This is a genomic window from Natronoglycomyces albus (assembly GCF_016925535.1).
In the GTDB taxonomy this organism is placed as follows: domain Bacteria; phylum Actinomycetota; class Actinomycetes; order Mycobacteriales; family Micromonosporaceae; genus Natronoglycomyces; species Natronoglycomyces albus.
In genome coordinates this window covers 979,355-1,001,744 of record NZ_CP070496.1, presented here as the reverse complement: position 1 = coordinate 1,001,744, position 22,390 = coordinate 979,355, and the positions used below count along the sequence as shown (strand labels likewise).

Sequence of the window (22,390 nt, the reverse complement as noted above, 5' to 3'; positions counted from 1 at the left end):
GCGTGCGGGGCCGGTCGGCGCTCGCACGGTGGCCTCGTCCGTCGGTCCTCGCAGCTTCGTTGGCTGGTTGGCACAGACAAGCGCGCTCGTGAACAAAGAAAGGGGCTGCCGGGAGGGGTTGTCCCTCCTGGCAGCCCCCAACGATTGAGGCTCATTCAACTGCTTGGGGCCGTCCCACGGATTCCTCCGTGGGCTAGCCAAACGCACCAGGCGCGCAGCCGAATGAACCCGGAAGCACGATTAGCGCTTCGAGTACTGCGATGCCTTACGGGCCTTCTTGAGACCGTACTTCTTGCTTTCCTTGACACGGTCGTCACGGCGCAGGAATCCGGCGTCTTTGAGGGCCGGACGGGTGTTGAGGTCAACCTCAATCAATGCCCGGGCGATAGCCAGGCGCAGCGCGCCAGCTTGACCGGTGGCTCCGCCGCCCTTGAGGTTGGCGATGATGTCAAAGCTGTCGGTCATCTCTACGGTGACCAACGGCTCGGCGACCGTCTGCTGGTGAACCTTGGAGGGGAAGTATTCCTCCAGGGTACGACCGTTGAGGACGAACTTTCCCGAGCCGGGAACCAATCGGGCGCGGACGATGGCGCGCTTGCGGCGACCTACCGTCTGGATCGCGCGGTCGACCGGGACGGCCGGAACAGAGGGCACCACAGGCGCGGCTGCGACGTCCGCGGGGACCTCGGCCGGGGTTTCTGCTGGTGTCTGAGTCACTTCGCTCATAAGTTAGTTAGCTCCTATTTCCGCCCGCGCCTACTGCGCGATCTTCTTGATCTCGTATGGCTTCGGCTGCTGGGCGGCGTGCGGGTGGCTAGGCCCGGCGTAGACCTTCAGCTTGCTGAACATTTGACGGCCGAGTTTGTTCTTCGGCAGCATGCCTCGGATGGCCTTCTCCACGACCTTGTCCGGGGCGCGGTCCATGAGTTCTCCGTAGCTGAGGGAACGCAGACCACCGGGGTAGCCGGAGTGGCGGTAGGCCCGCTTTTGCTCCAGTTTCTTACCGGTCAGGTGCACCTTTTCCGCGTTGATGACGATGACGTAGTCACCGCCGTCGGTGTTCGGCGCGAAGGTGGGCTTGTGTTTGCCGCGAATGAGCTGAGCAGCGTGAGTGGCGAGCCGACCCAACACCACGTCGGCTGCGTCGATCACGTGCCATTGCGGGTCTATATCGCCCGGCTTCGGCGTAAACGTGCGCACAGTTTTACCTTGCTCTCGTTATGGGTGTGGTAACGAACCCCGCATGGCGATTTACCTGCGGAGCCGCCTGAATGCTCACCTCTGGTCCATCCCACTTGCAAGCAAAAACAGGTGGTCAGACTTCTTCGAACGACGGTCATTGTGCGATGACCGGAGCCAAGAGGCGACATTCGCTGGACAGTAGTGGCGCTGAACCTGCAGGTTCGGCGCACGGAACTACTCGCACAACAGCTACCAAGTGTACGTGGCGCTTCCTGGGCGGACTAATCCGGATGCCCGGGTGTGGCGTGAGCTATCTCGCCTGGCGATTCAGGCCACTGCGGTGGCTGCCCGGCTGACTGTGCGAGCCGCCAGCTGGCGCATAGGCGCTAGCCTGTGATTGTTTGTATGTTCTCGGCCCGCATGCGTCACTGCGCGGACCTGGCTAATACGGACCTGTGACCCTTGACTCATGTGAGGTACTGAATGTCTGACGACAGCATCGCGCAAGCAAAGACCTCTGGCGCGACCCGCCGTTCACTCTTCAAGTCCACCCGCACCGCCACAGTAGCCATGGCCGCCTCGGCCATTGCCGCCATCGGTCTCGGCGGCGAAGCCGCCGCAGCCTCGACGAAAAACCCGCAAGAGCCTGCGCGTAGGAGCTCTCCTGGGCATATACACAAGGCTGGCCACTCGCGTTCGGACTCTCCGGCCGACCACCGGCACTGCTGTGACTTCGGGCCCTCCCGCATCGTTCCTCGGCCAGGGGGCCAGGCCTGGGACCATACATAAGAAGGCATTCCGAGCAAGCGTCTTCTTCTCTCAACGGCTTACCTGCGTAGCGTTTTCCTACTACCCTCTTGCGGCTAACCAGCTCCTTGGCATAAGTGGCACAACAACGCGCCATAGGCATGGGGCTGTGGTGGGCGTGCGTTGAGCTCAACGCACGCCCACCACAGCGATCCCAATTCACCCCGTCCAATTCCTCTGGCAAAGTGCGCCCCGCGAACTAAACCCCGTCACCCAGAATTTAGCTCTCGTATGCGCATCAGTTAATCGGATCGTTCACAGTGAGAACTCCGGCCGCATAGACCACGTGTTGGCTCCCGATAGCCCCACCTTGAACACGCGACCGGACCCTCGAACGCCCTCCCCCACGATCCCGATTTGAGAGGCCCCGCATGTCAGACGAGAACCGAACCGGAACCCACCGCCGCACCCTCCTCAAGGCCAGCACCGCCACTGCTGCCGCCTCCGCCGTCTTCGTCGGAAGCGGCAGCTACGCCGCCGCACAGCCCAGAGACAACGCATCCGAGGTGGCCCACCACGCGACCACCAAGCCCCGTGGTCGCGGCGACTTTCGCTCCCAAGAGGCGCACGCCAACACCGGACGCACGAAACCCCAGCCCCGGCGGCCCCAGCGTGGACGCAATGGCTCCGGCGACATCGGCGTGACGATCCTGCCCATCGACCTGGCCACATTCCGCGCCGGTTCACTGTTCGATCTGCGGGTCGAGGTGCGAGGCGTCAACCCCATCAACGCCCGCGTCGAGTTGGACATCGCCGGACCCGACTTGGCTCCAGCCGCGGTGCTCTCCAGCTCCCCAGAGCGCTCCGCCGGAGCCAGCGACGAAATGATCATCGAATACCGCAATCTCACCTACCCCAGCCCCGGGGAATACACAGTGAAAGTCCGCGTCACCCACCGAGGCCAGACGTTGGAGGAAAGTGTCGTGCACACCGTCCACGGCGCGGGAGCAGGCGGAGCGAAGAACGTCATCTTCTTCCTGGGCGACGGCATGGGGCAGGCCCCAATCACAGCCGCGCGCATCCTGTCCAAGGGGATCAGCGAAGGCAAGTATCACGGCCTACTACATATGGACCAAATGGAATACCGGGGTTTCGTCGGGACGTCAGGAGCCGATGCCCTCGCCACCGACTCGGCCAACTCGATGTCGGCCTACATGTGCGGTCACAAGTCCTCGGTCAACGCCATGGGCGTATACGAGTCCTCCGAAGAGGACCCGAACGCGCATCCGCGCGTGGAGACCATGGCCGAGCTGCTCAAGCGCACCCGTGGCATGTCCGTGGGAGTGGTGACGACCTCAGAGATTCAAGACGCGACCCCGGCGGCGGTATGGGCTCACACCCGTCGACGCTCCGAGTACCTGGAGATCATGGACCAAGCGCTCAACGAAACGCAAGCTCCCGACGTCATCATGGGCGGCGGCATGGCCTCGCTGTTGCCGCAGTCGCAGGAGGGATCGCGGCGCGAGGACGATCGAGACTTGCGCATCGAATTCGAAGACCTGGGCTACGCGTATGCCTCGACCCGTTCGGAGCTGGCCGACGTGATCGCCACGGGTCCAGACAAGGTACTCGCCACCTTCCATCCGGGCAACTTGAACGTGTACCTGGACCGCGAACACTCCGTCGATGAGAAAGTGCTGGGAGAGTGGACCGACCAGCCCAACCTCAAGGAGATGACCGAGGCGGCCCTAGAGGTGTTGCAGCGCAACGAAAACGGATTCTTCCTCATGGTGGAGGGTGCCTCCATTGACAAGATGTCGCACCCCATGGATGGCCCGCGCGCCATCTACGACACGATCGAATTCGATCAAGCGCTGGGAGTGGCCAAAGAGTGGGCGCAGGGCCGCGACGACACGTTGATCATCGTGACAGCCGATCACAATCACTCAATGAGTATTGTCGGCACCCACGATGCTAACGACGGTGGTGAGCGGGACGCCAACGGCGTGTACGGAAACGCTTCGTTTCCCACCTACGCCGACACCAACGGAGACGGTTTCCCCGACGACCCTCAGCCTGAAGTGTCCCTATTCTATGGGTGGTCGAACCACCCAGACCACACCGACGACTTTCAGCACAACGGCCGCTTCAAGCAGCCAGCGCTATTGGATGAGGATGGAGTGGCCGTTCCCAACCCGGAGCGGGACCCCGACTCACCATTGCAGCAGGGAAACTTGCCGCTGAACCAGACCAACTGCGTGCACACGGTCGACGATGTTCCGCTCTTCGCCTCGGGTCCAGGGTCGGCCAGGTTCAACTCGTTCCTGGACAACACCGAGGTATTCCACCTGATGATTGACGCCCTGGGTATCGACGCCACTGACACATAAGCCGCACCCGCGGCCAGGAAACCGGTGCGAACACATTCGGCCGGGCAGGGAAAAGGATCTCCCTGCCCGGCCGAATCTCATTGAGAGCGTCCTCGCGCCTCAGATACCGCGCACATGAGCGCTATCGGTGTTCCGAGGCAGCGGGCACTACTCCCAGTTTTGAGCGGTGTGACGACGGCGCATCAGCAAGAACAGCAGCGCGCCCGCCAACAGTAGGGCCGCAGCGCTACCGGTGGCGATCATCATCGAGGTGCCGGTGACGGGCAGTCGACTTGCGTCGTCGGTCTCGCCATCGCCCTTGCCAGGCGCATCGGCGCAGCCCTTCTGGTCGGAGGCCCAAGCCGCCGAGGTGAAGGTGACGGGTCCGTCTTCGAACTCGCCCTCGACCGGAGTGACAGTGAGGTCAACGGTGAAACCGTCGGCGTCAGCGGTGAAGGTAATCGGGTCCTCGGCGTCCCGGTACTCACCCGCGGCCAAAACGACAGTCTTGGCTTCGCCAGCGCTGGGCACGAACTCGAAGTTCAAGTCAACACCGTCTTGCGAGGAGTTGTGGGCGTAGAAGAACACGCCCTCACAGTTGGCTCCCTCGACCAGTTCGAACTCCGCTTCCTTGAAGCAGTCGGCGGGCTGGTCGTATTCGTAGGTGGCCGTTTCCCCGTTGGGGTCTTGGGTGACCGTCAAAGAGGGGTTGTCGCCGGCAACAGCTAGGACCTCGTCGTAGAATTCCTCGCCGGGGCTGAGGGTGACTTCGGTGGAGGCACCGGTGTTGTCAGTGAACGTCCAGGTCGTGGTCTCTCCGTATTCGGGCACCCACAGGTTGGCAATCCAGTTAAAGCAACCCGAGGTCACTTCGTAGTCACCGGGGAAGCACCAGGCTTCGGGGTTCCATTCGTAGCTGTCGTAGAGCTCGCCGTCGAAGTAGACCTCGACCGCCTCGCCCTCGTAGAACTTGAAGTACTCCCATTCACCGGGCGTCAGCTCTCCGGATTGGCGGGTTTCTCCGTCGACGCGCAGCTCGAAGGAGCTGTTGGCGGTGGCGCGAGGGCCGTTGGCCACCTTCACCTTGATGAATTCACACGTGGACTTGGCGTAGGACCACGGTTGAGATTCACCAGTCTCGTCGGCCTTGCATTCGCCGCTGATCTTCACCGAGTTGTCTGGCGAGATCCCTCCGGTCCTCCATCCGCGGTGCTGATGCCACCAGTCGGTGCGGACCTGTAGTTTCACCATGCCCGAGAAGTCACCGTCGAGGACATAGGTGCCCGACAGTTCCGACGGGTAGGTCTGGGAGCCTTGCTGCAGGATCTCATCGACGCGCAGGTCACCGTCGAGTTCGACGCTGTTCCACGGGTTGCCGCCTTGGCCTTGGCCTGGCTTTTGCATCCGTATTTCGGAGACTTTTCGCTTCGTGTCGTCCCGGGCGGACAACGTCCAGGTGATGACCCACTTTCCATCGACGCAGTCGAATTCGCTGCTGAAGCCGGGAGTGGGGCCACCTCCTTGTTTCGTTTCGCTGGGGCCACCGTGCGCCTGGGCGGGCGAAGCGGCTAGTAGCGCTCCTGATAGGCCGATCGCCACTGCTGCCACGACAGCGACGAATTTCTTGAGAGGGCGTTTCATTTCTCTCCGTCTGTTTGGGGATATCAAGGAACATGGTTGACTCAACAACGGGCACCGGTGAATCACAGTTCCTGACATGAAAGATTAAGGCACTCTAAACACGGGCGACACACCGATAAAGTTGCATAACATTTCGGCATCACGCCGCAAAGCTCCTACCAGAGCATTCACGTGGCGTGGCCCGTCGCGTGGCTCCGCTTCGTAGCCACGCGACCTACCAACCGTGGGAGTGGGGCCGACCTTCTGGTCGGCCCCACTCCCACGGTTGGCTATACGAGGACGTCAGTGCCCTCCAAGTTGAAAACCGGCGCGGTTATTTCTTCTCCACCACGGGTAGGTACACCTTGCCGCCAGCTTCACGGAATTCCTCACTCTTTTCGGCCATGCCCTGAGCCGCGTACTCCTTAAGCTCCTGGCTGATCTTCATCGAGCAGAACTTCGGTCCACACATGGAGCAAAAGTGCGCCGTCTTCGCCGGTTCGGCCGGGAGCGTCTCGTCGTGGTATTCACGGGCTCGCTGTGGGTCGAGGGACAGGTTGAACTGATCTTCCCAACGGAACTCGAAGCGTGCCTTCGACAGCGCGTCGTCCCATTCCTGCGCCTTCGGGTGTCCCTTGGCCAAGTCGGCGGCGTGAGCGGCGATCTTGTAGGCGATTACGCCTTCCTTCACGTCGTCACGGTTGGGAAGCCCCAGGTGTTCCTTCGGGGTCACGTAGCACAGCATCGCCGTGCCGAACCAACCGATCATCGCCGCGCCGATCGCGGAGGTGATGTGGTCGTAGGCGGGGGCCACATCCGTCGTCAGCGGGCCGAGCGTGTAGAACGGGGCCTCCTGACAGATCTCCTGTTGCAGGTCAACGTTTTCCTTGATCTTGTGCATCGGCACGTGGCCTGGGCCTTCGACCATGACCTGAACGTCGTATTCCCAGGCGATTTTCGTCAACTCGCCCAGCGTGCGCAGTTCGGCGAACTGGGCCTCGTCATTGGCGTCGGCGATCGACCCCGGACGCAGGCCGTCGCCCAGCGAGAAGGCGATGTCGTACTTGGCGAAGATCTCGCACAGCTCACGGTAATGCGTGTACAGGAACGATTCTTCGTGGTGGGCCAGGCACCAGGCGGCCATGATGGAGCCACCACGCGAGACGATTCCGGTCACGCGGTTGGCGGCCAACGGCACATAGCTCAAGAGCACTCCAGCGTGGACGGTCATGTAGTCGACGCCCTGCTCAGCCTGCTCGATAATGGTCTCGCGGTAGACCTCCCAGTTGAGTTTGGTCGGGTCACCGTTGACCTTTTCGAGGGCCTGATACAACGGCACGGTGCCAATGGGCACGGCCGAGTTGCGGATGATGTGTTCACGCGTGGCGTGAATGTGCTTACCTGTCGACAGGTCCATGACGGTGTCCCCGCCCCACTGGGTAGCCCAGGTGAGCTTTTCAACCTCATCGGCGATGGAGTCCGACACGGCAGAGGTACCGATGTTGGCGTTGATCTTCACCAGGAAGTTTTTGCCGATGATCATCGGCTCGCTCTCGGGATGATTGATGTTGTTCGGCAAAATCGCGCGCCCGGCGGCGATCTCGTCGCGCACGAACTCCGGTTGGAGTCCCTCCCGAATCGCCACAAACTCCATCTCCGGAGTGATCATGCCCTTCTTGGCATAGTGCAGCTGTGTGTTGCATTTCTCGTCGATGCCGCGCTCTTCGATCCACTTCTGTCGCAGCTGCGGAAGACCCTCTTCGGGATCTGAGCCGGGCCCGGAGGTGTCGTAGAGGCGAACGGGCGGTTCACCGCCGGAGAGTTCGACTTCGGCGAAGGGAACCTGAATATCGGGGCGACTTCCTTCGACATAGACCTTTTTGCGGGATGGAATCATGGTGTGTTCTCCTATGGCGCGTCCGATGCCGACGCGATTGCGTTGCGAATGATGCGGATTCTTCGACCACCGGCGCTGCGTTGAGGCCAGTGGCAAAGGGTCTGGTTTGGTTTTCAGGGCTGGTCGACATGGCTGGGGTGGCGAGCTTCGGTCAATCGGTGTGGTCGGACTCGGCGGCTTGGGCGAGGACATGCAGGTGATCCACGGGCCCGGCTCCACCGCCGAGCTTCCATTCGGCGCCGCCTTCCAGTGCCTCGGTGAGGTAGTGTTTGGCCCGCGTGACTGCGGTCAGCACGTTGTGGCCAAGCGCCATATTCGCCGCGATCGCCGCCGAGAGGGTGCAGCCGGTGCCGTGCGTGTTGACGGTGTGGACCCGTGGCAGCGTTAGTTCGTGGAACACCCCGTCGATATAGAGCACGTCGGTGACGTTCGCGCCCCGTCGATGTCCGCCCTTGATGAGGACCGCCCGAGCGCCGTTCTCCACCAGCGCCAGTGCGATTCGGCGCAAGTCGGTGCTGGCGCCGATGTGGTTGTCGCTGAGGATTCCGGCTTCTTCGAGGTTGGGGGTGATGAGATCGGCGGCCGCCAGTAGTTCCCGGTAGGCCTGGGCGTCCCCGCTGAAGAGGGAGTCGCCAGAGGTGGCGACCATAACGGGGTCAACGACGAGGTTGGGCAGGCGGCCAGTTCGCGCCCATTTGGTGACGACACCCAGGACGGTCGGGTCGGCGAGCATTCCGGTCTTGACCGCTCGCACGTCGAAGTCTGAGGTGATGGCTTCGAGTTGGGCTTCGACCATGTCGGCGGTGACGCTGGTGGCCATCGCGACACCGTGGGTGTTTTGGGCCGTCAGCGCGGTGATCGCGCTGGTGCCGTGGACACGGTGGGCGGCGAATGTGTGCAGGTCGGCTTGGATTCCGGCGCAGCCGCCGGAGTCGGAGCCCGCGATGGTGAGCGCGACGGGTGGGGTTTTCACAGCTCGGCCATCCCTTCGAAGGTGGTGGAGGCGTGGGCTAGGTGGCGGCGCGGGATGCGTCCGGCGTTGCGGGCGGCGTGTCCGGCTTCGACGGCGAGTTTCATCGCATGCGCCATGAGGGCGGGTTTCTCGGCTCGGGTTACGGCCGTGGCCAGCATGATGGCATCGCATCCCAATTCCATGGCTTGGCTGGCGTCGGAGGCGGTGCCGATTCCCGCGTCGCATATGACGGGGACGCGAGCCTGATCGCAGATCATGGCGAGGTTGTGTGGGTTGCGCACTCCCAGCCCGGTGCCAATCGGTGCGGCTAGCGGCATGATGGCGGCGCAGCCTGCCTCTTCGAGATGGCGGGCCAAGATCGGGTCGTCGTTGGTGTAGGGCAGGACGACGAAGCCTTCGCCGATGAGTGTCTCGGCGGCTTCCAGCAGTTCGACTTGGTCAGGTAGCAGGGAGTTCTCATCGCCGATGACTTCGAGTTTGATCCAGTTGGTTTCGAAGGCTTCCCGGGCGAGCCGGGCGGTGCGGACGGCCTGTTCGGCGGTGAAACAGCCAGCGGTGTTGGGCAGAATGTCGACGCCGAGTTTCTCGAGCAGGTCGAGTACGGTGCCTTCGGCCTCTGGGTTGACACGTCGCAGGGCGACGGTCACCAGTTCGGTTCCGGAGGCGGTGATGGACTCGGCGATGTCGGTGTGGCTGGCGGCACCGCCGGTGCCGAGGATGAGCCGGGATTCGAATGTGCGCCCGGCGATGGTCAGTGGGTCCGTCATCGTCGTCAACCTCCTTGGGTGGCGGTGAGGATTTCGACCTTGTCGCCGTCGTTGAGTTCCTGGCCCCATTGGCTTTTGGGGACGACTTCGCTATTGACGGCGACGGCGACGCCTTTGGTGGCGGTGGTGATGGCGGCGACGGCCTCGGCGATGGTGTGAAGGTCCTCGCGTGGTTGGCCATTGAGGTGGATTGGCATGGTCTACTCCCCTGCGTGTCGGTCGGCGAATCGGGCGGGGTCGAAGGGTGCGAGGCTGTCGACGGTTTCTCCGAAGGCGGCCGCGGCGAGGTGGTCGGCGGTCGCTGGTAGGAGGGCGATGCCCTGGCGGTAGTGGCCGGTGGCGACCAGGAGGTCGTCTTTCCAGCCGAGGATGGGGAGGTTGTCGGGGGTTCCGGGTCGGAAGTTCACGTCCACTTCGGCCAGGTGGTATTCGGCGATTTCGGGTACGACGTCGATGGCGTTGCGCAGTAGGTCCCAGGTGGCTCCGGCGGTGCCGGTGGTGGCGTCGAATCCTCGCTCTTCGGAGGTGGCGCCAATGACGATTTCGCCATTGGCGCGCGGGACGATGTAGACGGGATTGCCTCGAACGAAAGCGCGCACGATGTTGTCGGGTTGGAGCTGGTGTTGGTCGGCGCGCAGACGCAAGACCACTCCCCGCACAGGCCGAACTGGCAGGTCGAAGGCGGCGCTGCCACAGCCGGCGGCGAGGATGACCACGTCGGCGTCCCCTGCGGTGGGGTCAGTGACCTTGTCGCGCACGATATGGACGCCAGCGCGGTGGGCGGCGGTGAGCAGTGCGGCGTGGACGGCACGCGGGTCGACCTCGTGGTCGGCTCGGACGCGGACCCCGCCACGGGCGCGTTGCGATAGCAGCGGTTCGGCCTTGCGGGCGGTGCGGCCGGTGAGGTTTTCGACCTCGAAGCCCAGCTTGCGGTATAGGCCCGCGTAGCGGGTGACGTTGTCGCGGTCGCCTTCTTCGATGCCAACCAATAGGGTCGGGATGTCGCGGTAGCCCACGTTTAGGCCGGAGGCGTTCTCTAGTTCGGCGGCGAAGCTGGGCCAGCGCGTGACTGAGTCGGTGGCGAGGTCGGCGAGGGTTTCTTCTCCGAAGTGACTTTCGGTCACGGCCGCGAGCATTCCGGCGGCTGTGGTGGAGGCGCCACTGCCGGGGTCAGGGTCGAAGACGGTGACGTCGGCTCCGCGTTGGGCGGCGCGCCAGGCGATCCCGAGCCCGATGGCTCCGGCCCCGATGACGTGAATACGTCTCATGCTCGGTCTCCGGTGGGGAGTTCCCCGACTGCCGCCAGGAGTTCCCGGGTGGCACAGTACGGGTCGGGCGCGGAGCTGATGGCTCCCACGACGGCCACGCCGTGGGCTCCGGCTTCTACGCAGGCGCGGGCCCGTTCGGGGTCAATGCCGCTAATGGCGATGACGGGCAGGTCGACGGCGGCGCACACTGCGGCCAGGCCCTCCAACCCGATGGCGTCGGGAAGGCCTTCCTTGGTCTGCGTGGGGAAGACCGGGCCGACTCCCACATAGGTGGCCCCAGCCCGGCGCAGCACGCGAGCGCTCATCGCGTCGCGGGCGGTGCCACCGATGATGGCACTGGTTCCAAGGATGCCGCGCGTGATGTCGACCGGAAGGTCGTCGGCTCCCAAATGCACCCCGTCAGCGGCGACGGCCTGCGCGATGTGGACGCGATCATTGACCACCGACAAAGCGCCCTGTTGCCGACACAGGTCGGTGATCTCCTCGGCCAGTGCCAGGGCTTCCCGGTCGGTGTAATGGTCTTCGGGGCGCACTTGGATCAGCCGCGCACCGGCTGCCAGTGCCGCTTTAATGGACGGAAAGGGATCGTGGCCAGGGCGCGTCTGTGTGATGACGTGCAGTCGTGGCACGGATTTCCCAGGTGTCTCGTGCGTGGACACCGTATCGCTTGTGTGCATAGCTCCTTCTCCCTGCGCCAGCATTATCCGGATCAGGTTCAACGGTCAGGGGCTCTCAGCCCCAATCTCAGCCCGGTGTACCGGGCCCCCGCGGGTGACTTGGCCCTGCGCCACGGTGAATGTTTCGTGGTGTTCGCACGGCCTTGCGTCCATATGAATTTGTATCGACCTCGATGCTGTCGGTGACGAGCGCGACGTCTGGCCCTACCGTACGCCAGATGTGGCGGTGCTTTCAAGGTGCATCTGGACCCAGTGACTAAGATCCGACTGGCGGTGTTCGCCAGCTTGCCGTCTGCGCCGTACCAACCGGTACGAGGCATATGCCCCCTTCAGGCCAGAAGGGCCTGCTTTTGTCAACCACGCGATGGGCCCGGTGAATGCCCGCACGGGCGCAGAGGCTTCATGAGTGTTCGGTGAGGAGAGCCGCTGCGGCCACCACCTGGTCGATAATTGGTTTGACGGCCCGGCCGACCGCCATATGCTGGGGGTATGTCGATTGATACCAACACCCCGTTGACGTTGCGCCCTTGGGAGGCGCGCGACATGGACGCAGTGATCGCCGCGTTCGCGACTGCGGACATGGACAACCAAGCCGGGCAACCAATTCGCGACCGCGACACCGGTCATGAGTGGCTGAGTTGGGCCAGCAACCTGGTTGGCCGCCCGCGCGGCTTCGGATTCGCCGTGTGTGCCCACGATTGGCCCATCGGCAATGTCGCCGTCACCGGCATCGACAGTCACGAGGTGGGCTGGGTGTCTTACTGGACTGCCGCACCTGCCCGCGGAAGGCGGGTGGCCACCGACGCGCTCACAGCCCTGGTGGAGTTCGTCCACGACAAGCATGGCGTTCAGCGCTTGGAGCTGGGGCACCGCTTGAATAACCCCGCTTCGGGCGCGGTCGCCCAGAGCGCTGGTTTTCTGCGCGAAGGCATCGAACGGGCCAAACTCAGCTACGACGGAGAGCGTTACGACGTGGCTCGGTGGGCGAGGCTGACTGAGGACCCACGGCCTACTTTGCGGCGCGAGGTGTCCATCCAGCTATAGGGCCCTCGGTCCTTATTCCGCCTGGGCGTGGGTGATGCGAAGTACTCGATAGCCTTTCGCCGAGGCGTACTTTTCAGTGACAAACCCCTGCTCGACAAGCCATCGTCCCAACGAGTCCGAGCCCAGGTGTTTGGAGACGACCATCCACGCCGACCCGTCGGGCTTAAGCCGCCGCAGCCATCTGAGCAAGAGATTGTGCAAAGCGTCTTTGCCGATCTTGATGGGCGGATTGGACCAAATTTCATCGAAGAGAACTTCGGAGGGGACCTCCTCGATGCCGCACACATGAACCTTTCCGGGCAGGTCGGCGGTGTTGCGACGGGTCAGTTCGAGGGCGCGTTCGTTGACGTCGACGGCCCACACTTCGGCATCGGCCCGACTGGCGAGGACCGCGCTAATGGGGCCGTATCCGCACCCTAGGTCGAGAAACGTGCCCGGGCCCTCTGGCGCAGTGATGCGGCGCAGCAGTACCGCCGTGCCAGGGTCCAGCCGGCTGCCGGAGAAGACACCGCTGGCGGTGGTCAGAGCATACTGGCGCCCATGGATGTCGAACTCAATGACACGTTCGCGCATCTCGACGTCGGGTTGGGCGCTGAAATAATGCTGCGGCTGCTCGTTTCGCGATGATTCGGACACGGAAGAATTATGACGCATTGACACGCCCCACATCGCGCGGCACCCCACCCAACCTGCGTAGACACCATTCATTCGAAAGTTACTCATAGAAATGCGCGGGATGCTGTGCCCGGCGGGCTATGCTGCGGACATGGCACACGGCCACTCTCCCTTCGGTGTACCGCAGACGGGCGCGCGCAGGCGCGCAGGCCGGGAGGTTCCCCCTCCCCGAGCAGCCGGCTCCTACTCCGAACCAGACAGCGTCCGAAGTAATCCTCCAACCCACGTAAACCCGCCGCGGCCACGGGCCGGTAGCCCGTACGTGACCGGCGAACCGCCAACGGTCCCGACATACGATGACCGTGCCGCGATCGCGCCGGAAATGAGCCACGCAGGCCCAACGGACAACACCGGCCTCGGTGACGCGACTCTTAACGACCTTGCCGAGAATGCGGCCGACCCCAACGCGCCCGAAGCACGGCCAGACTATCGACACCCGATGGAGCGCCCCCAGCGGTCGGCCGACTCGCCTGGTCCGCGCGGCGGCAGCGAGGAAGTCACGCGCCCCCTGCGGCGTGCCCAAGCCCAAGCGCGCAAACGCCGCCAATGGTGGGTGGGCACCCTCGCCAGCGTGGTGGGCATCGCGGTATTGGCCACCTGCGCGGTAGGCGCGTGGATGATCTTGCAAGAAACCGAGCCGCAGTTTGTGCCCGACGCCTCGCAGCAGCCCGACGCGGGCGACAGCGTCGACTTCGAACCAGAGCCGGATGACCCCATCATCAGTCGCGATACGAACCCGGAGCCAGTCTCGGCCGCGGAGCTGTTCCCGCAGGAACAGTTTCAGCCCGAAGGCGGAGTCTCCTCCTACACGGTCCTCCTCACCGAGGAGGTCAACGACTGCGCCGAGGCCGCGTTCGAAGGTGTGGCCGACCTGCTCGCCGAGGCCGACTGTAGCCAAGTCGTTCGGGGCACCGTTCTCGACGCCTCGGAACGATATGTGGCCACGGTGGGCGTCGTCAACCTCAGCGACGCCGACGAGGCCACGGCGCTAGGTGAAGCGCTCAACGGCGGCGACGTCGATGGCGGATTCACGGCCCTGCGCGAGGATGAGGGCCCCAGCGCCGAGCTAGGTCGCACGCCCACGGTGTTGGGACACAACACCTACGGGCACTTCCTGCTGTACAGCGTGGTCGGACAAACTGACGGCGACACCCCAGATTCGGGTGGAGGCGACGTGCGGGCACTCATCGACGACCTGGTCGACGGCTGGGCGGTCGACCAACTGGAACCGCGCCGCGGCCGGTAGCGGCGGTGCCCCGGCCCGCTGCGGGATTCGGCGTCATGTCAGCACGCCTCCACCGGCGGCGGCGAGCCTGCGAGACGACATGTCAGTTGGCAATGTCACCGGCGGGCAACTGACCCAATCGGAAAAGTCGGCCCCTGGAAAACGGTAGCGTCAAGACCACAGGCGCTTAGGCGTCGCATTGACTGCGAACTCAAACCTGAAGGAGCAGACATGGCTAAGGTTCTCTTTGTCGTCACCGGCGCAGACTCGCTGACACTGTCGGACGGCGACTCACACCCGACTGGTTTCTGGGCCGAGGAGTTGGTGACGCCATACCGAGCCCTGGTTGAAAACGGACACGAGGTCGACTTCGCCACCCCCGATGGAGTAGAGGCAACCGTCGACCAAGCCAGCCTGACCGCTGATGCCAACGGAGGCGAGGAAGGCGCGGCCGCCATCGCCGACGAACTGGCCCAGATTGACGGCCTGCGCAACCCACTGAGCATAGGTGATATCAACATAGACGGATACGACGCGGTGTTCTATCCGGGCGGACATGGCCCCATGGAAGATCTGGCTAGTAGCCCCAGTTCGGGACGACTCCTAGCCAGGGCGCTCGATACTGACAAGATCGTCGCGACCGTGTGTCACGGGCCCGCCGCCCTGCTCGCGGTGCCGTCCCGAGACGGTATCTCGCCTCTGCGCGGACGCAACGTGACCGGCTTCTCCAACCAGGAAGAAGGCCTGGTTGGGTTGGGCGACAAGGTCATGTGGCGGCTCGAAGATCAGCTTCGCAAGAGTGGCGCGGTCTATTCACACGGCCCCGAATGGGCGGCGAACGTCGTGGTGGACCGCAACCTCATCAGCGGCCAAAACCCCGCCTCCACCAATGCGGTCGCCAAAGAGCTACTGCAGCGGCTCGGTTAAAGCCCTGGGGCCCGGTGGCATCGCCACCGGGCCCCAGCACGTTTCGTCACCGACTCACCCCAAGGTCAGGACTGGGCTTCGAGCGTGCGCACGCGCCGCGTCGCGCTAACGCGTTCGTCCCACTCGGAAGGATCATCCGGATAGGCCACTTCCACCAGCGTCAGACCGTGGGCTGGAGCGACCGCGACTTCGCTGGAACGGCGAGCCGCGGCAAGTACCTCGACCAACCAGGCCTCGTCGCGACGTCCCTCACCCACGGCGGCCACCGCCCCTACCAAGCTACGCACCATCGAATGGCAAAAGGCGTCAGCGCGCACCGTGGCCTCCAAGACGCCATCACCGTCCCGGTCCCAAGTGAAATCGAGCAACGCGCGCACCGTTGTCGCGCCCTCGCGCTTTTTACAAAACGACGCGAAGTCGTGCTCCCCTAGCAGGTGGCGGCTCGCCGCGTTCATCGCCTCCATATCAAGCGGACACTTCCACGCCAGCGTGTCGTTGCGACGCAACGGGTCCACGCCCCAGCGGTTATCGGCGATCCGATAACGATAACGACGCCATAGCGCGGCAAACCGGGCATTGAAGGAAGCCGGGACTTCCTCAACCGAGGTCACACGGACATCGGGCGGCAGTATCCCCCGCAGCCTCCACAACAATCGCTCAGCCAACTGTGCCCACTGTGCCGCAGGCACATCCACATGAACGACCTGGCCGGTCGCGTGCACCCCGGCATCAGTACGTCCAGCCACAGTGAAGTCGGAAATCTCGGAGAACAAAACACCCAGCGCCCGCGTCACTTCCCCGGCCACGGTTCGCAGTTGCGGCTGCACCGCCCAACCGTGAAACTCCGTGCCGTCGTAGGCGACCCCCAGACGCAACCGCGCCCAGTTTGACTGTTCCTCCACTGTCTAGCTCCCTCTACTTCTACGACTGGCCACAAAGCTCACCCCAGGAAGGAACGTACTCACAGCCTCATCGACTCCGCGCTGACGAAAAACTCAGGGCCCCCAACCGTGAAGTTGAGGGCCCTGAGTCCGGTGCGCGTTCGGTGGCACTTCACAACGCCGCCACAGCGGAGGCTGTTCAGCACTCGAATACGCGACCAATCGCTTTCGATGCGCCTTACACCAGTTCGACGACCGCCATGGGGGCGCTGTCGCCTCGACGCGGCCCCACCTTGGTAATGCGGGTGTAGCCACCGTCGCGGTCGGCGTAACGCGGCGCGATCTGCTCGAACAGGTCGTGCGTGATGTCCTTGTTACGCAGCTTGGCCAAGGCCAGACGACGCGACGCCAGGTCGCCTCGCTTGCCATAGGTCACCAGACGCTCGGCGTAAGGACGCAGCTTGCGGGCCTTGGCCTGAGTCGTCGTGATACGGCCGTGCTCGAACAGCGACGCGGCCAGACCGGCCAGCATCAGCTTTTCGTGTGCCGGGGAACCGCCCAGGCGCGGGCCCTTGGATGGCTTGGGCATTTTCTCGCTCCTAAAGTTGGGGCAGCCCTAGAGCTGCTCGGTCTCGCGTAGGTCTTCGCCGTCATCGTCGTCTTCGTACTCATCGGCTTCAAGACCAGGACCTTCATAGGCCGCGGCGGCTTCCGCCGGGTCGAAGGTACCGGGGGAATCCTTCAGTCCCAGGCCCATTCCGGCGAGCTTCATCTTGACCTCATCGATGGACTTCTGCCCGAAGTTACGAATATCGAGCAGGTCTGCCTCGGTACGGTTGATGAGCTCTCCGACAGAGTTGACGCCTTCGCGCTTGAGGCAGTTGTACGACCGAACGGTCATCTCCAGGTCCTCAATCGGCAGCGCCAGATCGGCGGCCAGCTGCTGGTCAGCCGGGCTGGGCCCGACGTCGATGCCCTCAGCTTCGGTGTCGAGTTCGCGGTACAGACCAAACAGCTCCACCAGAGTGGAACCGGCCGACGCCATCGCGGTGCGCGGGCTGGTGGCGGCCTTGGTCTCCACGTCGATGATCAACTTGTCGAAGTCGGTGCGCTGCTCCACACGGGTGGCTTCCACCTGGTAGGAGACCTTGAGCACCGGCGAGTAGATCGAGTCGACCGGGATACGGCCGATTTCGTTCGTGGGCTGCTTGTTCTGCTGCGCGGACACGTAACCGCGACCCCGTTCCACCACGAACTCCATGTCGAGGCGGCCCTTGCTGTTGAGCGTGGCGAGCTTCAGGTCCGGGTTGTGAACCTGGACACCTGCGGGAGGTTGGATGTCTCCGGCGGTAACGTCGCCGGGGCCTTCCTTGCGCAGGTACATCGTCACCGGCTCGTCCGATTCCGACGACACGCAGATCTGCTTGATGTTCAGCACCATTTCCACGACGTCTTCCTTCACGCCGGGGACGGTGGTGAATTCGTGCAGGACACCGTCGATCTTGATCGAGGTGACTGCGGCGCCCGGGATGGACGACAGCAAGGTGCGACGCAACGAGTTGCCCAGCGTGTAGCCAAAGCCTGGCTCAAGCGGCTCGATGGTGAACTGTGACCGGGTAGACGAAAGAGCCTTCTCGGCCAGAGAGGGTCGCTGAGTGATAAGCACTGATGAATTCCTTTTGTTCAGGGCATCCGCTATATGACGCCTTAACAATGAGCTGCGCTCGGGTGGGAACCTGCCCCAGGTGCCTTGGCCAGTCGATCGTGCGTCGACTCAGCCTCCAAGAACCTGGTAGGAAACCGCCCCGATGCGGCCCGATGGCTTGACGACACCGCCGAGACGATGTCGATGGCGGGCGCGGCACGTCCGAGGACGGGCCGCACCCAGCACGATTGCGAAGATCGCTGCCCGGCGGACCGGGCCAGCACGATTACTTCGAGTAGAGCTCGACGATGAGCTGTTCTTGCACCTGCGTGTCGATGACCTGACGCGAAGGTAGCGAGTGAACCAGAATCTTCATCTTGCTCGGAATGGACTCGATCCACGCCGGGGGGGTCGCGTTGCTGGCGTCCTCGCGGGCGACCAGGAACGGCGTCATCTCGACCGACTTCTCGTGGACAGAGACAATGTCTTTGCCACGTACACGGTAGGACGGGATGTTGACCTTGCGACCGTTGACCAGGAAGTGGCCGTGGGTGACCAGCTGGCGAGCGTGGTCGCGCGACTTGGCGAACCCAGCGCGGTAGATCACGTTGTCCAGACGGGACTCCAGGATCTGCAGCAGGGTCTCACCGGTCTTGCCCTTACGGCGAGTCGCTTCCTCGTAGTACTTGCGGAACTGGCGCTCCAGCACACCGTAGGTGCGCTTGGTCTTCTGCTTTTCGCGCAGCTGCAGCAGGTACTCGGATTCCTTCGTCCGGTTCCGGCCGTGCTGGCCGGGCGGGAAGGGGCGACGTTCCAGCGGGCACTTCGGGCTTTCGCACTTAGCGCCTTTGAGGAACAGTTTTTGCTTTTCACGCCGGCAGAGGCGGCAGTCAGCTCCGGTATAACGGGCCATATTTTCCTTCTCCTCCTCTACCTAGCCCCGCCGCCGCTTGGGCGGACGGCAGCCATTGTGTGGCTGCGGGGTCACGTCAGTGATCGACCCGACCTCCAGGCCGACGGCCTGAAGCGAACGGATCGCGGTTTCACGACCAGATCCGGGGCCTTTGACGAAAACGTCAACTTTGCGAACGCCGTTGTCCATCGCGCGGCGGGCGGCGGCTTCGGCGGCCATCTGCGCGGCGTACGGCGTGGACTTACGAGAGCCCTTGAAGCCGACCTGTCCAGAAGAGGACCAGGCGACCACAGCACCGGTGGGGTCGGTAACCGACACGATGGTGTTGTTAAAGGTGCTCTTGATGTGAGCGTGCCCATGGGGCACATTCTTTTTCTTCGAGCGGAGTTTCTTGGCTCCGCCGCGAGTCTTAGGTGGCATTAACTGCGCTCCTGTTTCCTGAAAGCTAAGCGGGCCGTTTAACGGGCCTTCTTCTTACCGGCGACGGTCTTTTTCGGACCCTTGCGACTACGGGCATTCGTGCGGGTGCGTTGTCCATGCACCGGCAGGCCACGACGGTGGCGAATGCCCTGGTAGCAGTTGATCTCAACTTTGCGGCGAATGTCGGCTTGCACCTCACGGCGCAGGTCACCTTCAACGCGGAAGTTGTTCTCAATGTGGTCGCGCAGCGCGACGAGCTCAGCGTCAGAGAGCTCGTGGACCCGCTTATTTTGGTCCAGCCCTGTAGCTTCGCAGGTTTCTACTGCCCGGGTACGGCCCACGCCGTAGATGTAAGTGAGTGCGATCACCAGGCGCTTGTCGCGCGGGAGATCGACACCAACCAAACGTGCCATGTTTGGTGTGCTCCTTGCTTAATCGGAGGTCTTAGCCTTCGTCTGTCTCCACACACAGTGGAGCTGCGGCCTCCGAGCCGCAGGTATAACACTCGAACTTTGAGATTCCGAAAGTGCCGACAAAAGCTCTTTACCTAGTTTTGCGCTTATGGCAATTGCGTCCTGTTAAGAAGCACGCTGCTGCCTGCGAGGTTTGGCTCTGTTTAACCCTGGCGCTGCTTGTGGCGCGGGTCGGAGCAGATGACCATGACTCGGCCGTGACGGCGAATCACTCGGCAGGAGCTGCAGATCTTCTTGACGCTCGGTTTTACTTTCACGAGCCCTACTTTTGTGAGTCAGTCGGGTCAGCGATAACGGTAGACAATCCGACCGCGTGACAGGTCATATGGCGAAAGCTCCACAACCACCCGGTCTTCCGGGAGGATGCGGATGTAATTCTGCCGCATTTTGCCGCTGATGTGAGCAAGTACTACGTGGCCGTTGTTGAGCTCCACCCGGAACATTGCGTTCGGGAGGGACTCTACGACCTTGCCTTCAATCTCGATGGCACCGTCTTTTTTCGGCATGTCCTCCGCTACCGTGACATCTAGGATCCGATATTTCTGATTACTGATATGTCCCGTCTCAGCCGCGTCACGTTCCAACGGAGCGCGTCAGGAAACGTGAATGGACGGCACACACCACTGGACGAGTTTACCCCCTGCGCAGAACGCACCACCAGCGGGGACGACGTAACGCGCGCCACCGTGAAAACGTCACAGTCGGTCGTGAATTCGTGGGCCTGACAAGACAACAGCCCCTTTGCAAAAGGGACTCACACCACACGGTGGCACTGACTATTGCGGCGGGTGCCACTGTGTGTCACTCGTCCGCGACGCATTGACAGCCCAAGAGTGGATGCCTGGAGTCGAGGAGGAAAGCACCGGGCACATGGGAAGGCCGGTCCCTCATGCAATGGGCCCGACCTTCGATTCCGCCTGCTAGTTAGCGCAAAAGTTGCAAGACGCGCGGCTCGGATACGCCCCATGCGGCGGCGATGTCGCGGCCCTGGCGCGATCAGTTGGCCGCCGGGCCGTTCCACACTTCGCGCGGACCACGTTTTTGGCCCGCATTCCCCGGTGACCCGCCGCCAAGGCGGCCCGAGGAGAAGTTAGCTGGCACAAACACCCCACGAGGCGTAGGCAACGATCCACCGCCGGTTGCGCTAGCGGGAGTAATACTCCACGACGAGTTGTTCCTCACAAATAACGGGGATATCCGCGCGCTGGGGGTAGTCCACCAGCCGCGAAATGAGCCCCTCCAAGTGCGCCTCGATGTATTTCGGAGTCTGGCCGTCCCCGGCCCATCCCCCGGTCATGGCGTACATGAACGGCGGCTTCTGGCGACTGGCCGGAACCACCTGCACGAAGTCGCCGGGCTTCAGCCGGTAGGACGGAATGTTGACGCGTTGCCCATTGACCTGGAAGTGCTGGTGACTCACGAACTGGCGCGCCTGGTAGATCGTGCGAGCGAATCCCGAACGCAAGACGAAGGCGTCCAGGCGGCGCTCCAGCAAGCTGACGAGGATTTCGCCGGTCTTGCCGGGCTTGCGCGTCGCCTCGTCGAAGGCGCGGCGCATCTGCCGCTCGTTGATGTTGTACTGATCGCGGAGGCGCTGTTTCTCCATCAGCCGGATCTTGTAATCAGAGGCTTTCCCCGGTCGGTTGCGGCCATGTTGCCCCGGAGGATAGGGGCGCTTGTCCATGTACTTGGCAGCCTTGGGGGTGAGTGGAATGCCAAGCGCCCGCGAACGCTTGACCTTCGGTCCAGGTTGACTCACCTCAACTCCAATCTAAATTAGGTAAACCTTAATTAGGTAAACCTAACCTATCTTAAGGTGGAGTAGGAGTCGCGTCCGCCTCCCCAGGGGTCAGCTCAACCACAGAAGCGGCAACCAGGGGTGGGAGATTGGACGCGCCTGTCCGGGCACGTTTCCAAAGACCCACCTCCCCGCAGGCCAGACCGACCACGGGGACGAGCAGCTCCTAGTGAGCTTCCAGCACAAAGAGAATGAAGCACAAGAACGCCTTCCGGTCTCGCAAATGTGGCGGCAGGAGCTCTGCGGGGGTATCCGGAGCGAAAGGCGGTTCGCTAATGACGCGGATGTGAAAGCCCGCCTCGGTGAACGCATCGGTCATCGCGTGCAAGGGCCGGTGCCAGGTGGTCAAAGTGGCGCGCTGGCCATCGAAGGAGTAGTCGTCCGACCATTCGGTGAGCGCGAAATAGTCAGTCTCGGGGTTAATCATCTTGTAGATGATGGGGTGATGCACCGACAAGATGAGACGGCCCCCGGGCCGCAGCACTCGCCGCAGTTCGGCCAGCGCCGCGCTCCAATCTGGCAAGTAATGCAAGACCAGGGATGAGACGACGTCATCGAACACGCCATCGCCGAACGGAAGCGGCTGCGCCAGATCGGCAACATGAAGCTCAACGTCTTCACCCAGCCGTTGTCGGGCCAGCTTGACCATCTCCACGCTGGAGTCGAATCCGGTCACGATGGCACCACGGTCACGTAGTGCCGCTGCCAGTGGCCCAGACCCACACCCGGCGTCAAGGATGCGTCTACCGTTCACGTCTGCGGCGAGGTTCACCATCGCGGGTCGTTCATAGTGACCATTGAGGAGATTGGACTCATTGTCCGCCGAATAGGCTTTAGCGAAGCTGTCATAGTCGTTTGCCTGCATGGGGCCTCACCTTCACGAGGTTCG

The 22,390-nt window shown here is 63.0% G+C and carries 24 protein-coding genes, 1 pseudogene and 1 riboswitch; of the genes and pseudogenes, 5 read left to right on the top strand and 20 right to left on the bottom strand.

What is annotated here, in order from left to right; translation table 11 throughout:
- Positions 1-240 precede the first annotated feature (240 nt).
- Both rpsI and rplM read right to left on the bottom strand, forming a co-directional pair.
- Positions 241-726, bottom strand: a complete 486-nt coding sequence (gene rpsI, locus JQS30_RS04250; protein ID WP_213172147.1) for a 30S ribosomal protein S9 — start codon at positions 724-726, stop codon at positions 241-243.
- Positions 727-756: 30 nt separating this feature from the next.
- Complete coding sequence (gene rplM, locus JQS30_RS04245; protein ID WP_213172146.1) at positions 757-1,200, bottom strand: 50S ribosomal protein L13; 444 nt, start codon at positions 1,198-1,200, stop codon at positions 757-759.
- A 465-nt stretch (positions 1,201-1,665) separates the two neighbouring features.
- Between rplM and JQS30_RS04240 the strand changes: the two genes are divergently transcribed.
- Both JQS30_RS04240 and JQS30_RS04235 read left to right on the top strand, forming a co-directional pair.
- Positions 1,666-1,971 carry a hypothetical protein gene (locus JQS30_RS04240; protein WP_213172145.1) on the top strand — a complete coding sequence of 102 codons (306 nt, stop codon included), beginning with the start codon at positions 1,666-1,668 and terminating at the stop codon, positions 1,969-1,971.
- A 389-nt stretch (positions 1,972-2,360) separates the two neighbouring features.
- Entirely contained in the window at positions 2,361-4,319 is a 1,959-nt protein-coding gene (locus tag JQS30_RS04235) for an alkaline phosphatase (protein ID WP_213172144.1), read from the top strand.
- 147 nt (positions 4,320-4,466) lie between these two features.
- Here JQS30_RS04235 and JQS30_RS04230 read toward each other — a convergent pair whose 3' ends face one another.
- From JQS30_RS04230 to thiE, 7 genes are all read right to left on the bottom strand, one after another.
- Positions 4,467-5,939 carry an LPXTG cell wall anchor domain-containing protein gene (locus tag JQS30_RS04230; RefSeq protein WP_213172143.1) on the bottom strand — a complete coding sequence of 491 codons (1,473 nt, stop codon included), beginning with the start codon at positions 5,937-5,939 and terminating at the stop codon, positions 4,467-4,469.
- Between the two features lie 313 nt (positions 5,940-6,252).
- Positions 6,253-7,812 (bottom strand): phosphomethylpyrimidine synthase ThiC, encoded by a 1,560-nt coding sequence (thiC, locus tag JQS30_RS04225; protein WP_343076176.1) that lies wholly within the window; start codon positions 7,810-7,812, stop codon positions 6,253-6,255.
- 154 nt (positions 7,813-7,966) lie between these two features.
- Positions 7,967-8,788 carry a bifunctional hydroxymethylpyrimidine kinase/phosphomethylpyrimidine kinase gene (thiD, locus tag JQS30_RS04220; protein WP_213172141.1) on the bottom strand — a complete coding sequence of 274 codons (822 nt, stop codon included), beginning with the start codon at positions 8,786-8,788 and terminating at the stop codon, positions 7,967-7,969.
- Complete coding sequence (locus JQS30_RS04215) at positions 8,785-9,555, bottom strand: thiazole synthase (RefSeq protein WP_213172140.1); 771 nt, start codon at positions 9,553-9,555, stop codon at positions 8,785-8,787. The genes thiD and JQS30_RS04215 overlap by 4 nt, the downstream gene beginning before the upstream one ends.
- Positions 9,556-9,560: 5 nt before the next feature.
- A complete protein-coding gene (gene thiS, locus JQS30_RS04210) occupies positions 9,561-9,752 on the bottom strand; it encodes a sulfur carrier protein ThiS (RefSeq protein ID WP_213172139.1) in 192 nt (63 codons plus the stop codon).
- A gap of 3 nt (positions 9,753-9,755) precedes the next feature.
- A complete protein-coding gene (gene thiO / locus JQS30_RS04205) occupies positions 9,756-10,823 on the bottom strand; it encodes a glycine oxidase ThiO (protein WP_213172138.1) in 1,068 nt (355 codons plus the stop codon).
- Positions 10,820-11,500 carry a thiamine phosphate synthase gene (thiE, locus tag JQS30_RS04200; protein WP_213172137.1) on the bottom strand — a complete coding sequence of 227 codons (681 nt, stop codon included), beginning with the start codon at positions 11,498-11,500 and terminating at the stop codon, positions 10,820-10,822. Before thiE ends, thiO begins: the two co-directional genes overlap by 4 nt.
- Positions 11,491-11,602: riboswitch (TPP riboswitch) on the bottom strand. It overlaps the preceding gene by 10 nt.
- A 387-nt stretch (positions 11,603-11,989) precedes the next feature.
- On the opposite strand from thiE, the gene JQS30_RS04195 reads away from it, so the two are divergent.
- Positions 11,990-12,544 carry a GNAT family N-acetyltransferase gene (locus tag JQS30_RS04195; RefSeq protein WP_213172136.1) on the top strand — a complete coding sequence of 185 codons (555 nt, stop codon included), beginning with the start codon at positions 11,990-11,992 and terminating at the stop codon, positions 12,542-12,544.
- A gap of 12 nt (positions 12,545-12,556) precedes the next feature.
- On the opposite strand, the gene JQS30_RS04190 is transcribed toward JQS30_RS04195, so the two are convergent.
- A complete protein-coding gene (locus tag JQS30_RS04190) occupies positions 12,557-13,117 on the bottom strand; it encodes a class I SAM-dependent methyltransferase (protein ID WP_343076175.1) in 561 nt (186 codons plus the stop codon).
- 364 nt (positions 13,118-13,481) lie between these two features.
- On the opposite strand from JQS30_RS04190, the gene JQS30_RS04185 reads away from it, so the two are divergent.
- Both JQS30_RS04185 and JQS30_RS04180 read left to right on the top strand, forming a co-directional pair.
- Complete coding sequence (locus JQS30_RS04185) at positions 13,482-14,465, top strand: hypothetical protein (RefSeq protein WP_213172134.1); 984 nt, start codon at positions 13,482-13,484, stop codon at positions 14,463-14,465.
- Between the two features lie 210 nt (positions 14,466-14,675).
- A complete protein-coding gene (locus tag JQS30_RS04180) occupies positions 14,676-15,371 on the top strand; it encodes a type 1 glutamine amidotransferase domain-containing protein (protein WP_213172133.1) in 696 nt (231 codons plus the stop codon).
- A gap of 65 nt (positions 15,372-15,436) precedes the next feature.
- On the opposite strand, the gene truA is transcribed toward JQS30_RS04180, so the two are convergent.
- The 10 genes and pseudogenes from truA to JQS30_RS04130 all read right to left on the bottom strand — a co-directional run bounded on the left by truA (position 15,437) and on the right by JQS30_RS04130 (position 22,366).
- Positions 15,437-16,273 carry a tRNA pseudouridine(38-40) synthase TruA gene (gene truA / locus JQS30_RS04175; RefSeq protein ID WP_213172132.1) on the bottom strand — a complete coding sequence of 279 codons (837 nt, stop codon included), beginning with the start codon at positions 16,271-16,273 and terminating at the stop codon, positions 15,437-15,439.
- Positions 16,274-16,493: 220 nt separating this feature from the next.
- Positions 16,494-16,841, bottom strand: a pseudogene (gene rplQ, locus JQS30_RS04170) (50S ribosomal protein L17); the annotation flags it as partial.
- A gap of 27 nt (positions 16,842-16,868) precedes the next feature.
- On the bottom strand, positions 16,869-17,918 hold the full coding sequence (locus JQS30_RS04165) for a DNA-directed RNA polymerase subunit alpha (protein ID WP_213172130.1): 1,050 nt from the start codon (positions 17,916-17,918) through the stop codon (positions 16,869-16,871).
- A 265-nt stretch (positions 17,919-18,183) separates the two neighbouring features.
- Positions 18,184-18,810 (bottom strand): 30S ribosomal protein S4, encoded by a 627-nt coding sequence (gene rpsD / locus JQS30_RS04160; RefSeq protein WP_213172129.1) that lies wholly within the window; start codon positions 18,808-18,810, stop codon positions 18,184-18,186.
- Positions 18,811-18,831: 21 nt separating this feature from the next.
- Entirely contained in the window at positions 18,832-19,230 is a 399-nt protein-coding gene (rpsK, locus tag JQS30_RS04155) for a 30S ribosomal protein S11 (RefSeq protein WP_213172128.1), read from the bottom strand.
- A gap of 38 nt (positions 19,231-19,268) precedes the next feature.
- Positions 19,269-19,643 (bottom strand): 30S ribosomal protein S13, encoded by a 375-nt coding sequence (rpsM, locus tag JQS30_RS04150; protein ID WP_213172127.1) that lies wholly within the window; start codon positions 19,641-19,643, stop codon positions 19,269-19,271.
- Between the two features lie 203 nt (positions 19,644-19,846).
- The gene (rpmJ, locus tag JQS30_RS04145) at positions 19,847-19,960 is read right to left on the bottom strand and encodes a 50S ribosomal protein L36 (protein WP_213172126.1); all 114 of its coding nucleotides are present in this window, start codon (positions 19,958-19,960) and stop codon (positions 19,847-19,849) included.
- A gap of 27 nt (positions 19,961-19,987) precedes the next feature.
- Positions 19,988-20,209, bottom strand: coding sequence for a translation initiation factor IF-1 (gene infA, locus JQS30_RS04140; protein WP_213172125.1), 222 nt, complete (start codon positions 20,207-20,209; stop codon positions 19,988-19,990).
- 638 nt (positions 20,210-20,847) lie between these two features.
- The gene (rpsD, locus tag JQS30_RS04135) at positions 20,848-21,462 is read right to left on the bottom strand and encodes a 30S ribosomal protein S4 (protein ID WP_213172124.1); all 615 of its coding nucleotides are present in this window, start codon (positions 21,460-21,462) and stop codon (positions 20,848-20,850) included.
- A gap of 205 nt (positions 21,463-21,667) precedes the next feature.
- A complete protein-coding gene (locus JQS30_RS04130; RefSeq protein ID WP_213172123.1) occupies positions 21,668-22,366 on the bottom strand; it encodes a class I SAM-dependent methyltransferase in 699 nt (232 codons plus the stop codon).
- Between the last annotated feature and the right edge of the window lie 24 nt (positions 22,367-22,390).